Source organism: Mesorhizobium sp. B2-8-9, assembly GCF_006439475.1.
Taxonomy (GTDB): Bacteria; Pseudomonadota; Alphaproteobacteria; order Rhizobiales; family Rhizobiaceae; genus Mesorhizobium.
The window spans coordinates 234,664-247,132 of record NZ_VFTQ01000006.1; the positions used below are offsets into that span (position 1 = coordinate 234,664).

Genomic DNA, 12,469 nt, shown 5'->3' on the forward strand with positions numbered 1-12,469 from the left:
CGCCATGTTTGACCGGACAAACCTGCAGGTTCTGGCGAACCATGCCCGCGCGGCGGCCGAGAATATGGCCCACACGCTGCACCGCACCGCGCACTCCGCCTTCGTCAAGGAGACGCAGGATTTCACGGTGATGCTGATGGATAGTGGGGGCGCGACTTTCGCCGTGCCGATGGAACTCGGCGCCACCTGGTATCCGGGGCTTTCGTATCATCGGGCTATCGCGATGGTCAGCGACTACCGACCGGGCGATGTTGCGTTCACCAACGATCCCTATTCCGGCCACGTCGCCACGCATGCGCCCGACACGCATCTGTGGAAGCCGGTTTTCGTCGACGACGAGATCGTCGCCTGGACCGGCGGCCACATCCACAACACCGACATGGGCGGGGCGGTGCCTGCTTCGCTCAGCCGGGCGCTGACCGAAATCCATCAGGAAGGCATCCGCTTCCCGCCAATGAAGCTGGTGAGGGAGGGCGTCTTCGACGAGACCATCCTGCGCATCATGAGCACCAATGTGCGCAAGCCAGACCTCAACATCGGCGACATCAAAGCGCTGGTCGGCGCACTCAAAACCGGCGAGCGCAAGATCCAGGCGATGGTGAGGAAGTTCGGCAAAGCCGGTTTCATCGAAGGCGTTGCCGCTCTTCTCGATCACGCGGAGGCGCAGGCGCGCGACGTGCTGCGCGCCATGCCCGACGGCACATGGGAATTCGCCGACTATGCCGACGAGGATTCGGTCGAAGCCAATCCCTGCCGGCTGAAGCTGAGGCTGACGATCAAGGGCGACGAGGCGGTGCTCGACTTCACCGGCTCCGACCCGCAGCTCGGCTCATCTCTCAACGTACCCTCGGGCGGCGACCCGCGTCACACCATGCTGCTGGTGGGCGCCTATTACGTGCTCTATACGCTCAACCCGAAGCTCCTGCTCAACACGGGTCTCACGCGGCCCTTCACCTGCATCACGCCGCAGGGTTCGGTGCTGAACCCGGTCCATCCCGCGGCCGTCGGCATGCGCTCGCTCACCTGCGCCCGGCTGCGCTCTGTCATTTTCGGCGCCTTCTCGCAGGCGGTGCCGGAGCGCCTGCCCGCGGCGCCGGCCGGCAACAATTGCATCGTCAACGTCATGACCGTCGATGAGCGCACCAGCCGCAGCGTGATCGCTGCGGTGAACCCCGTGGTGGGCGGCGGCGGGGCGATGCCGCATCGCGATGGGACAAATGGATCGGGCGCGGATGCCGCCTATCTGAAGAACACGCCGATCGAGATCACCGAGACCGAGACGCCGGTCGAGTTCGTCAGATATGGCCTCGCCAAGGACAGCGGCGGCGCCGGGCGGTGGCGGGGCGGGCTGGCGACGGAGATGGCCTTCCGGGTCTTCGCCCCCGATTCCAGGATCACTGCGCGCAACCGCGACCGCAGCTTCTTCCGACCCTGGGGCGTGCTGGGCGGCAAGGCAGCCGGTCTCTCGGACATGGTCGTCAATCCAGGGACCGAGCACGAGCGGCGGCTGGGCAACATCGACACGGCGGTTCTGCAGCCCGGTGACGTGCTGGAAATCCGCTCGGCCGGGGGCGGCGGGCGCGGCGATCCCTATCAGCGCGAGCCGTGGAAGGTCGCGCAGGACGTGCGGCGCGGCTATGTATCGGCGGCTGCGGCCGAGCGCGACTACGGTGTCGTCCTGCGCGCTGGCGAGGTCGACGAGGAGGCGACGGAGCAGCAGCGCGCGCGGCGCAAGCCCCCTGTCGGCCATTTCCATTTCGGCCCCGAGCGCGACGGCTACGAAGCGCAGTGGACACCGGCGGCCTATGACCGCCTCCAGGCCTTCCTGGACGCCTTGCCGATCCACTGGCGGTTCTTCGCCAAGACCGAGGTCTTCCGTCGCATGAAGGGACGCGCTGGGCCGGAAGGCGTTCAGGCGGCCTTCGATGCGGTCTGCGAGCGTTTCCCCGAACTGCCGCGTCCTCGTCCGGTACAGGAGGCTGCGGAATGATCACGGCCGGCCGCATCGTCCGGCTGGCGGAGCGCGACCGGGCAGAGGTGCATTTCCTTCTCGACGCTGAGAGGCGCGGCGCGCTCACCGGCGACACCGTGCTGACCGCCATGCTGGCGTCAGGACACGCCTTGCGGAACTCCGAGTTCGGATCGGAGCCGCGTGCCGGGTTCTGTCTGATGGGAGCCTGCCAGGATTGCTGGGTTTGGCAAGAGGAGGGACCGCGCCTGCGCGCGTGCACAACCCTGATCGCCGAGGGGATGCGACTGCGCACGACGCCGCCGGAGAACTGGCTGTGAGCGATGTTGCCTCGCCGCGCATCGTGATCGTGGGTGCCGGCCCTGCCGGGATCAGGGCTGCGGCGACGCTAGTCGATGCTGGCTTCCATCCGATTGTGATCGACGAGGGGCAGCGCGCAGGCGGCCAGATCTATCGCCGCCCGCCGGCCGGGTTTACCCGCACGCCGGAAGAGCTCTATGGATCGGAGGCGACCAAGGCCCACGCGCTGCATTCGCTCTTCGACCGACTGGCCGAAGAGCGGCGGCTCACCCATTGCGCCGGCACCTCGGTCATCGCCGCGCATGAGGGGCGGCTGCATGTGCTGGGGGAGGGCGGCGTGCAGATGATCGTCTATGACCGCCTGATCCTTGCCACTGGCGCGTCCGACCGCGTCGCCCCCGTTCCAGGCTGGCAGAACGCCGGCGTGTACAGCCTGGGTGCTGCGCAGATCGCGCTCAAGGCGCAGGGCTTGGCGCTCGGGCGACGGATCGTCCTTATGGGATCGGGGCCTTTGCTGACCCTGGTTGGTGCCCAACTCGTCAAGGCTGGCGCAGATGTGGTGGCGGTGCTCGACACCTCCCCCTGGCGCCAGCAACTGCGAGGCCTGTGGGATATTGCCGCTCGGCCAGCCGTCGCGTTGCGCGGTTTGGTTATGCGGGCGCGGCTTGGTGGCTGTTACCATGCGGGCGTGTCGCTCGAACAGATCGAGGCCAACGGGTCGGGGGTGGTGGCGGTGCGCTGGCGCGACGCTGGCGAAAGGCAGCACCTCACGTCATGCGACATGGTGGGCATGGGCTGGCACTTACGGGCCGAGACGCATCTCGCCGATCTGGCGGGATGCACCTTCGCCTATGACGAACAGTGGCGGCAATGGCTGCCGAAGGCCGACCAGGTGGGGCGGGCCGGCAACGGCGTTTATCTTGCAGGCGACGGCGTTCGCCTGGTCGGGGCTGATGGGGCCGAGATCGCGGGGCGCCTCGCGGCGGCAGCCTGCCTTGCCGATCTGGGACATCCGATGCCTTCCGTCGGCGCCGACCTGCGCAAGCTTAAGCAGCTCGAGCGCTTTGCGCGCGGTCTGGCCATCGCCTTTCCGTGGCCGGGGGCGATGGCCCGGGCACTCCCCGACGATGCGATCGTCTGCCGCTGCGAGAACGTGACAGCAGGAAGCATACGTGAGAGCGTGGAGCATGGCGGCGGCGAGGCCAACCGAGTGAAATCGCTGTCGCGCGTCGGCATGGGCCGCTGCCAGGGACGCTATTGCCTGCCGGCCGCCGTCGAAGTCATCACGGCGCAGGCCGGATGCGCGCTAAAGGATGTCGGCCGGTTTCGCGGACAGGCGCCTGTGCGGCCCGCGCCTGTCGGCGCTTTTCTCCAGGAGGGCTGATGCGAGCGCGAAAGTCGTGGCGAGCCTTAGAAATCGGCGACCTTACCCCAGGACGAAGCATCGAAACGCCGCGGATCGTAGGATTTCGGGTCGACAATCGGCTCCGAGCCGGTGACGAGATCGGCCACCAGGTGTCCGGCGCCGGATCCTATGCCGAAGCCGTGTCCCGAAAATCCGGCAGCCAGGAAGAAGCCTGGAACGGCATCAATCTCGCCGATCGCGGGCACGCCGTCCGGCGTGCTGTCGATATAGCCGGCCCAGGCCGCGCTGATCCTTGTCTGGCGCAGCGCCGGCAACAGCTCGAGCGCGCGGGCGTGGGTCAGGCGGATGGTCGCCTGGTCCGGGACCGGATCGAGAATGCGCATGCGCTCCATCGGCGTCGGTTGGTCGAGCCGCCAAAGCTTGAGCGTTTCGTGCCCAGAACGCACACCCTGCAGGCCGCCGGGCGCAAGGCTGCGCCACCGCTTCAGGAACATCGGCACGAAGTGCGACGAGAAGCGCAGATGCTGCGGCGTGACATCAACGCGTCCCCGACCGCTTATTGCGAGGGTATAGCCGCCGTCGCCGCGGTGCGTGACCGAGATGCGCGCCGTGTGCAGCGCGTCCGGCAGGCCCTCCGCCCCGGGCGAGACGGACAGGATCGAGGAGCGGATCGATGCCTGCGGAAAGCGGAAGCCGAGCTGACGGCAAAAGGAGGAGGCCCAGGCGCCGCCGGCCAGGACCGCCACCTTCGTGCGGATCGTCCCGCTTTCCGTGACGATCCCGCTCAATCGCCCGCCTTCGGTCTCGATGCCGCGCGCTGCGCAATTCTGGTGCACCGTGCTTCCGAGCTTCAGGATGGCGCGGGCGACCGCTGGCGCGGCGCGCGATGGATCAGCGGTGCCGTCGCTCGGCGAGAAGACGCCGCCCTTCCATGGTCGGCCTGTTGCGCGGCCCCGCTCACTGGCCTCGGCGCCGTCGAGCATAAGCGTGGTGACGCCGGCCGTTCTGGCGAAGTCGCGCCAGCGCGCCCACCTGGCCAGTTCCGCCTCCTCATTGCTGAGGTAGAGCAGGCCGCAGCGGCGAAAGCCGGTGTCCTCCCCGCTGTCCGCCACGAAACGCTCCCACAGATCGAGGCTGCGTGTCGCCATCGGCAGTTCACGGGCGTCGCGGTTCTGCTGGCGGCACCAGCCCCAGTTGCGGCAGGACTGCTCGGCGCCGATGCGCCCCTTTTCGACGAGCACGACCTTCATGCCGCGCCGCGCCAGGTAATAGGCCGCAAAGACGCCGACGATGCCGCCGCCGATGACCACCGCGTCCGCGGATTGCGGCAGTTCGCTCGAAGTCTGAATTTGCTGCAGCGGCGCGCGCATGATTATCTCCGCCATGGGGCTTCAATCTATCGCGCTGCGCAGGCAGGCGCTGCTGCAGTTGAGAGCGAGGCAGAATTTTATTCCGGCAGTCCGGTTGAATTCGGAAGCCGATGCGCTTCAAAGCGGTGTCCGATCCGATGGACAGGCCGTTGGGCTGTGCTAGTGTCGCTGGGTATTGGCAGCACGGCATTTTGTGCTGTGGCATGCGTTCCGTGGAGACGGCCATGAAGCTGGATCGGATCGACATCAAGATCCTGCACGAACTGCAGAAGAACGGGCGCATCACCAATGTCGAACTGGCCGAGCTGGTGCATCTGTCGCCGAGCCCATGCCTGATGCGGGTGAAAAAACTCCAGTCGGAAGGCTACATCGAGGGCTATTCCGCACAGGTCAATATCGGCAAGCTCGGCCAGACGCTGACGGTGTTCACTGAGGTCACATTGAAGAACCATCGCCAGGTCGACTTCGCCCGCTTTCTCGCCGTGGTGGAGAAGATCGACCAGGTCATAGAATGCCACCTTGTCTCGGGCGGCTACGATTACCTGATGAAATTCATGACCGCCGGCATCAGCGAGTATCAGACGATCATGGAACGGCTGACCGACATGGATATCGGCATCGACAAGTATTTCAGCTTCGTGGTCCTGAAGTCGCCGATCGTCAAGGCACACATGCCGCTGCCCAGCCTGTTTCCGATGTAGTCGGCTATGGCCGCGCCCTGACTGCGGTTGTCGCAGGTCCCTTACAGTGTGTCCGGCCCCAACAGAGGATGCAGCCTCTCCAGTTCGGCCTGCATCTCGGCAATCATCCAGGTAGCGATGTCGGACACGATCGGTCGCAGCGGTCGTGAGGGTGGCGGCCCGTGTTGATCTGCCTGTCGGATGCCCGAACCAGCGTCCCCTGAAGCAACGCCGTTGAAACATTGCTGAGCCAGCCGAGCGCCACGCCTTGACCGTTCATGGCCCCCTGAAGGACGACCGCATAGTCCGAGAACTCCAGCCACTTTGCCCGGCTTGTCTTGCGGTCCGCCACGCTGCCCCAGGCATCCTGCCGCTGCTGCTTAGCATCGGTCAGATGAAGCAGGACATGACCTTCCCCGTTTCCTGCATGCACTAACTGGCCGTGGGTCGACAGATAGGACGGGCTGCACACCGGCACGATGATTTCCGGACAGAATGGCCAGTGGTGATAATTCGTATCGTCGTCGGCCAGGATTCGCGTGGCAAGGTCGACATTATCGGCCGGGCCTCGCAGGACGCCCGCGATCAGTTCGAACCTCAGGTCGACGTTGGGGAACCTCGTGTTGAACGCCCCCAACCTCGGAACGAACCAATGGGTTGCGAGAGAGCTCGAAAGCGAAAGCGTGACGACCGGCCTCGCGTCGCTGTTCTTCCTGATCGTGCCGATCACGCCCTCGATCCCGTCAAATGCCTCGCTTACGGCCGCATAGAGGGTGCGCGCCTCCGCGGTCGGGGCCAAACCCGCTGGACCTCGTGCGAAAAGACCGACGCCAAGATGGGCCTCCAGCTGGGCGATGCTGCGGCTGATCGACGGCTGCGTGACGTTGAACTCGCGCGCGGCCGCCGTGAAGCTGCCCGTCCGGACGGCAGCTTCGAAGACAAGCAGTCCGCGCGCGGACGGAACGAGTTTTGCAAAACCGGCCATGCGTGCAGCGTATAGCTGCCCAAAGTATTTTCAAGCTTACCGCCGCGCTGCAAATGGCGAACTATAACCCTCGCGAATGGGCGGGAGCAGACATGAGCGTAGCGGCACCTCGAGCAGGCACGGCATCCAGCGATCCCCTGCTTCAGCCCTTTCGGCTGAAGGGCCTGATGCTGCGCAACCGCATCGTCAGCACCAGCCATGCCTCGATGCTCGACGAAGGCGGCCTGCCGCTCGAAGGCTATCAGCGTTACCATGAGGAGAAAGCGCGGGGCGGCCTTGCGATGACGATGGTGGGCGGCTCGGCGATGACGTCGCCCGATTCGAGCTGGGGCGGCGGTCAGCTGGATCTTTCGAGCGATCGCATCGTATCCCATCTTCAGTCGCTGTCGCACCGCATTCATCGCCACGGCGCGGCCGTGATGTGCCAGGTCTCGCATCTGGGCCGGCGCGCCACTGCCTATGCCGGAAACTGGCTGCCGCCGGTGGCGCCCTCGCGCGTTCGAGAGATACGAAACCGTAATTTTCCGAAAGAGATGGATGGCGCCGACATCGACAGGATCGTCAAGGATTACGCGAGTGCCGCCAGGCGCTGCGTCGAGGGCGGTCTGGATGGCGTCGAAACCGTCACCGGGGGCCATCTGATTGGCCAATTCCTGTCCCGCCGAACCAACAGGCGTACCGATGCCTTTGGCGGCTCCCTGGAGAACCGGGCGCGCTTCGGCCTGATGGTCCACGAGGCGATCCGTCATGCGGTGGGTAACGACTTCGCCGTCGGCATCCGTTTCGTTATCGACGAGGCGGCGGACGACGGATCAAATTTCGAGGAGTGTCTTGCCTTCGCCAAGCTGTTCGAGCGGGAAGGCCATATCGATTTCTTCAACTGCATCGTCGGCCGCATGGACACCGATCTGGCGTTGGCCGAACAGAACATGCCTGGCATGTTCACCAGGAGCGCGCCGTTTCTGCCCTTGGTCGGACAGTTCAAACGGGAGACCAGACTGCCCGTCATCCATGCAGCCGGCATCAGGGATGTCGCCACGGCCAGGCATGCGATCCGCGAGAACCTGATCGATCTGGTTGGCATGACGCGGGCGCACATCGCGGACCCAAATATCGTCAACAAGGTGATGCGGGGAGAGGAAGAGCGCATTCGCCCGTGCGTCGGCGCATCCTACTGCCTGTACAAGAAGGTGCAGTGTATCCATAACCCGGCCAGCGGCCACGAAACGATCGTCGGGCATGTTATTGACCGGGCCGACACATTGAAGCGAGTCGTCGTGGTCGGCGGCGGTCCTGGCGGGATGGAGGCGGCAAGGATTGCAGCCGAGCGCGGGCACAAGGTGACCCTGCTCGAGGCCGGAGCGCGGCTTGGCGGGCAGGTGCTCGTTGCCGCCTCTGCCCATCACCGCAAGGACCTCATCGGCATCGTCGACTGGCGTGTCGACGAGCTGGCTCGCCTTGGGGTCGCAGTCCGTCTCAACACCTATGCGGATGCCGAGCTCGTCCTTGCCGAAAAGCCGGACGCCGTCATCGTTGCCACCGGAGGCATTCCTGACATGCAATGGCTGGATGGCGCTGAACACTGCGACAGCGTCTGGGACGTTCTGACCGGAGTCGTGCCAGCCAAGGAGGATGTGCTGATCTACGACGAGACCGGACGTCAGGCCGCCATCTCCTGTGCCCTCCACTTGGCGCGTCTGGGGCGCGTGGTCAGCTTGGCCATGGCGGATGACACCCTGGCGATCGAGACGCCTTATCCGGACAGAGTGAGTTTTCGCAAACTTGCCTCGGAGCTCGGCGTCCGCGTTGCCGGCGATCTGCGCCTGGTCAAGGTCGCGCGCCAAGGCGACGCGATCGCCGCCATGTTCCGGCATGAACTCACCGGCGCAGAAACGGAAATGACCGCGGCGCAACTCATCATCGAGCGCGGCACGGTGCCCGTCGAAGAGACCTTCCAGGAATTGCGCGGCCGCGCCGCCAACGACGGCGTCACCGATCCTGCCCTCATGATGGGAGCAAGCACAGAGCAAGCTGATGGCACGCAGGCCGCTGGATCGTTCGTCCTGCACCGCATTGGCGACGCCGTTGCCAGCCGGGATGTCTACTCGTCGATCTATGAGGCCTACCGGCTCTGCTCGCGATTGTAGCGTCGCGAGAGGCGCTCATGAAGCGCGTGACCGAGATGGATGCCGGCACCGGCAAGCGTTTCAGCTTCGTGGTGCTGAAGCGCTTGCGTCGTCAAGAAGCATATGCCTTCCTCAGCCTGTTTGCGATGTGAGGCGCGATCCTTTGCCTAGCGGTGGCCGTACTGGCTGATCAGTTCGGGGTCGCGGACGAGCCCGTCGAGCCACGTCGGATCGAGCTTCGGCACCGAGGAGAACAGAAGCTTGGAATAGGGGTGGGCGGGCGCTTTCAGCCCGTCGGGTGAGATCTGCTCCACCCGCTCGCCATTGTACATGACCATGATCTCGTCGCAGATCGCCTCGACGACCGAGAGGTCGTGGCTGATGAAGATATAGGAAAGCCCAAGCTCGCGCTGCAGCTCCTTGAGCAGCTCGATGACCGCGGCTGCCACCACCGTGTCGAGCGCAGAGGTGATTTCATCGCAGATGATGAGCTTGGGATCGGCTGCCAGCGCGCGTGCAAAGTTCACCCGCTGCTTCTGGCCGCCCGAGAGCTCCGACGGACGACGATAGCGCAGCGCTCTCGGCAGCCGCACCATGTCGAGCAGTTCATCGACGCGCTTCGAGCGTGCCTGCCTGTTCATCGCGTGGTAGAAGGCCAGCGGGCGGGAGATGATGTCTTCGATCGGCTTGGCCGGATTGAGCGCGGTATCGGCATACTGGAACACGATCTGCATCTCGCGCAGTTGGTCCTGGCTGCGTTTGCTTGCGGCGCGCTCCAGTTGCTTGCCGTCGAAGACGATATCGCCGGCCGCTGCCGGATGGATGCCGGCGATGACGCGCGCGAGCGTCGATTTTCCGCAACCGGATTCGCCGATGACGCCGAGGTTGCGGCCTTTCTCGACGACCAGGCTGACGGCATTGACAGCCCGGATAAGTGGCAGTCCATCGTCTCGCACCGCGCCATAGCCGGCCGTCACATTGTCGATGCGCAGCAACGGCTTCGCGCCGGCATCTGCGTCCGCGTGCGCTTGCCGCCGCTTCGGCTCGAAGGCCGCGAGCAATTCGCGCGTGTAGGGGTGGCGGGCCGCAGAAAGGATTTCGGTGGTGCTGCCGGCCTCCTGCACTTCGCCGCCCTTGAGCACTACGATGTGATCGGCGATCTGGACGACGACGGCGAGGTCGTGTGAAACATACACACCTGCTATCCCGCCAGCCCGCATCACCGACTTGAACGCCTTCAGCACGTCTATCTGCGTCGTCACATCGAGGGCCGTCGTCGGCTCGTCGAAGATGACCAGCTTGGGATCGCCGATAAGCGCCATGGCCGCCGATAGCCGCTGCAACTGGCCGCCGGAAACCTGGTGCGGATAACGGGCGCCGATCCCTTCCGGATCCGGCAACGACAAAGCCCTGAACAGCTCGACAGCGCGCTTTCGCGCCTTCTCGGGGGGCATCAGCCTGTGGATGCGCGTGACCTCGATCACCTGCTCCATGATGGTCGCCGAGGGATTGAACGAGGCGGCGGCACTTTGTGGAACATAGGCAATGTCGGTGCCCCGCAGCTTGGCTCGCTGCTTTTCGGAAAGTGCGGCCATGTTCTTGCCGTTCACATTGATCTCGCCGGCGGTTATCCGGCAGCCGGGGCGTGTGTGCCCCATGAGCGAGAGCGCCACCGTCGTCTTGCCGGAGCCGCTCTCGCCGATCAGCGCGACGATCTCGCCGTCGGCGATGTCGAGGCTGACGCCCTTGATGATTTCGACGATCCGTCCGGAATCGGTCTTCGCCTCGATCCTCAGGTTCCTCATCTCGACGAGATTGGTCATGCGTCCCTGTCCCTGATCTTCTGCGGCAGGTTGTCGATCAGCAGGTTGACGCTGATGGTGAGGCTGGCGATCGCCAGCGAAGGTACGATGACTGCCGGCGCCGCGAACGGCAGGCCGCCGATATTCTCGCGCACCAGCGCGCCCCAGTCGGCCAGAGGCGGTTGCAGCCCGAGCCCGAGAAAGGACAGGCCGGAAAGCAGGAGCACGATGAAGACGAAGCGCAGGCCGAAATCGGCGAGCACCGGGCGGATAATGTTGGGAAGGACCTCCGAGCCGATGAGGTAGGCGGTGCTTTCGCCGCGCACGCGGGCGACGGTCATGAAGTCCATGGTGTTGATGTTGACGGCAAGCGCGCGGGCAAAACGGTAGGCGCCAGGGATATAGATCACCGCGAGCGTCAGGATCAGCACCGGGATCGACGAGCCGACCGCGGCAACGACGACGAGCCCGAATAGCTTGCTGGGGATGGAGTTCATGGCGTCGAGGAAGCGGCTTAGGCAGGTGTCGAACCACCCGCCGGTGACGGCCGCGACCATGCCGAGCACGACACCTGAAAAACAGGCGATGAAGACGGCGGCAAGCGATATGCCCACGGTGTAGCGCGCGCCCATCAGCACCCGCGAGAGCATGTCGCGGCCGAGATAGTCCGAGCCCAGCCACAGGCCTTGGCGCATCGGGCCGAAATAGTCGTCATCGACGATGTCGCCGATCGGATGCGGGATGATGTAGGGCGCGAAGATGGCGATCAGCGTCCACGCCAGGATAACCAGCGAAGCCACGACGCCGACAAGATTGTAGCTGTGGCCGAGCAGAGATCGTCGGGAGGCTGCAGCGCGGGCCATCGTCATCTCAGCCTCGGGTTGGACATGATGGCCACGATGTCCGCGGCCGTGATGAGCAGCAGATAGCCGAGGCAGAAGATCATCGCGCAGCTCTGGATCAGCGGCAGGTCGCGCGTCGCGACGGCATCGACCATCAGCTTGGCGATGCCGGGATAGTTGAAGATTGTCTCAACGATGATGACGCCGCCAACCAGATAGGACAGCGACAACGCAACCGCGTTGACGATCGGGCCGAGCGCATTGGGAAGCGCGTGCCTCAGCACCATGCGGCCGCGCGAAGCGCCCTTGAGAAGCGCCATCTCGGCGTAGGGCGTGGAGAGCGTTTCGATCACCGCGGCCCGCGTCATGCGTACCATCTGGGCGGAGATGACGAAGGTGAGCGTGATCACCGGCATCGCATAGATGCGCACCAAGTCGGTCAGCGAATGCGCCTCGTTGACGGAAGACAACGCCGGCAGCCATTTGAGATAGACCGCGAAGAGCAGGACCGCCAGCGTCGCGACCATGAACTCCGGCACCGAGATCACGCCGATCGAAAGCACGGTAACGGCGCGGTCATAGAGCGAGCCGCGCAGCATCGCGGCGGTGATGCCGAGCGTCAGCGCCAGCGGCACGGACAAGAGCGTTGTGATGGCGGCGAGCTTCATGGTGTTGACCAGACGGCCGCCGATCAGCACTGCCACCGGCATGTTGTTGGCATAGGACGTGCCGAGGTCGCCATGCAGCAGGCCGAGAAGCCAGCGCAGGAAGCGCAGGATCGCCGGATCGTTGAGGTGCATGGCCTCGCGCAGGCCGGCGACCGCTTCCGGTGTCGCCGCCTGGCCGAGCAGCATGGACGCGGTGTCGCCAGGCAGCATGCTGGTGGCGAAAAACACGGCGAAGAGCACGATCAGAAGCGTGACGAGCGCGATCCCAAGCCGCTTCACCACGAGGTTCAAAACCCCAGACGTCATGGAAGCGCTCCTGCGGTTGCGTTCGGCCGATAATCTTGCCCTGGCAGTGCCGGGA

10 protein-coding genes are annotated in these 12,469 nt (G+C 65.0%); 5 read left to right on the top strand and 5 right to left on the bottom strand.

Features of this window, described 5'->3' with window-relative positions:
* The first annotated feature begins 4 nt into the window (after positions 1-4).
* The 3 genes from FJ423_RS10435 to FJ423_RS10445 are packed head-to-tail and all read left to right on the top strand — an operon-like array spanning position 5 to position 3,653.
* Positions 5-1,990, top strand: a complete 1,986-nt coding sequence (locus FJ423_RS10435; protein WP_140841397.1) for a hydantoinase B/oxoprolinase family protein — start codon at positions 5-7, stop codon at positions 1,988-1,990.
* The gene (locus FJ423_RS10440; protein ID WP_140841399.1) at positions 1,987-2,289 is read left to right on the top strand and encodes a (2Fe-2S)-binding protein; all 303 of its coding nucleotides are present in this window, start codon (positions 1,987-1,989) and stop codon (positions 2,287-2,289) included. Before FJ423_RS10435 ends, FJ423_RS10440 begins: the two co-directional genes overlap by 4 nt.
* Positions 2,286-3,653 (top strand): FAD/NAD(P)-binding oxidoreductase, encoded by a 1,368-nt coding sequence (locus tag FJ423_RS10445; RefSeq protein ID WP_140841401.1) that lies wholly within the window; start codon positions 2,286-2,288, stop codon positions 3,651-3,653. The genes FJ423_RS10440 and FJ423_RS10445 overlap by 4 nt, the downstream gene beginning before the upstream one ends.
* Before the next feature lie 26 nt (positions 3,654-3,679).
* On the opposite strand, the gene FJ423_RS10450 is transcribed toward FJ423_RS10445, so the two are convergent.
* The gene (locus tag FJ423_RS10450; RefSeq protein WP_140841403.1) at positions 3,680-5,005 is read right to left on the bottom strand and encodes an FAD-binding oxidoreductase; all 1,326 of its coding nucleotides are present in this window, start codon (positions 5,003-5,005) and stop codon (positions 3,680-3,682) included.
* Between the two features lie 224 nt (positions 5,006-5,229).
* Between FJ423_RS10450 and FJ423_RS10455 the strand changes: the two genes are divergently transcribed.
* Positions 5,230-5,706: an Lrp/AsnC family transcriptional regulator gene (locus FJ423_RS10455; protein ID WP_140841405.1), complete on the top strand. Its 477-nt coding sequence runs from the start codon at positions 5,230-5,232 to the stop codon at positions 5,704-5,706.
* A gap of 103 nt (positions 5,707-5,809) precedes the next feature.
* Here FJ423_RS10455 and FJ423_RS10460 read toward each other — a convergent pair whose 3' ends face one another.
* A complete protein-coding gene (locus FJ423_RS10460; protein WP_246680129.1) occupies positions 5,810-6,670 on the bottom strand; it encodes a LysR substrate-binding domain-containing protein in 861 nt (286 codons plus the stop codon).
* 92 nt (positions 6,671-6,762) lie between these two features.
* Here FJ423_RS10460 and FJ423_RS10465 point away from each other — a divergent pair, with 92 nt between their 5' ends.
* Positions 6,763-8,817 carry an NADH:flavin oxidoreductase gene (locus FJ423_RS10465; protein WP_140841407.1) on the top strand — a complete coding sequence of 685 codons (2,055 nt, stop codon included), beginning with the start codon at positions 6,763-6,765 and terminating at the stop codon, positions 8,815-8,817.
* 146 nt (positions 8,818-8,963) lie between these two features.
* Here FJ423_RS10465 and FJ423_RS10470 read toward each other — a convergent pair whose 3' ends face one another.
* Genes FJ423_RS10470 through FJ423_RS10480 form a run of 3 tightly spaced genes read right to left on the bottom strand, consistent with a single transcriptional unit; the run spans position 8,964 to position 12,414 of the window.
* Positions 8,964-10,619, bottom strand: a complete 1,656-nt coding sequence (locus FJ423_RS10470) for an ABC transporter ATP-binding protein (protein ID WP_140841409.1) — start codon at positions 10,617-10,619, stop codon at positions 8,964-8,966.
* Entirely contained in the window at positions 10,616-11,467 is an 852-nt protein-coding gene (locus tag FJ423_RS10475; RefSeq protein WP_140841411.1) for an ABC transporter permease, read from the bottom strand. The genes FJ423_RS10470 and FJ423_RS10475 overlap by 4 nt, the downstream gene beginning before the upstream one ends.
* Positions 11,464-12,414 (bottom strand): ABC transporter permease, encoded by a 951-nt coding sequence (locus FJ423_RS10480; protein ID WP_140841413.1) that lies wholly within the window; start codon positions 12,412-12,414, stop codon positions 11,464-11,466. Before FJ423_RS10480 ends, FJ423_RS10475 begins: the two co-directional genes overlap by 4 nt.
* Positions 12,415-12,469 lie beyond the last annotated feature (55 nt).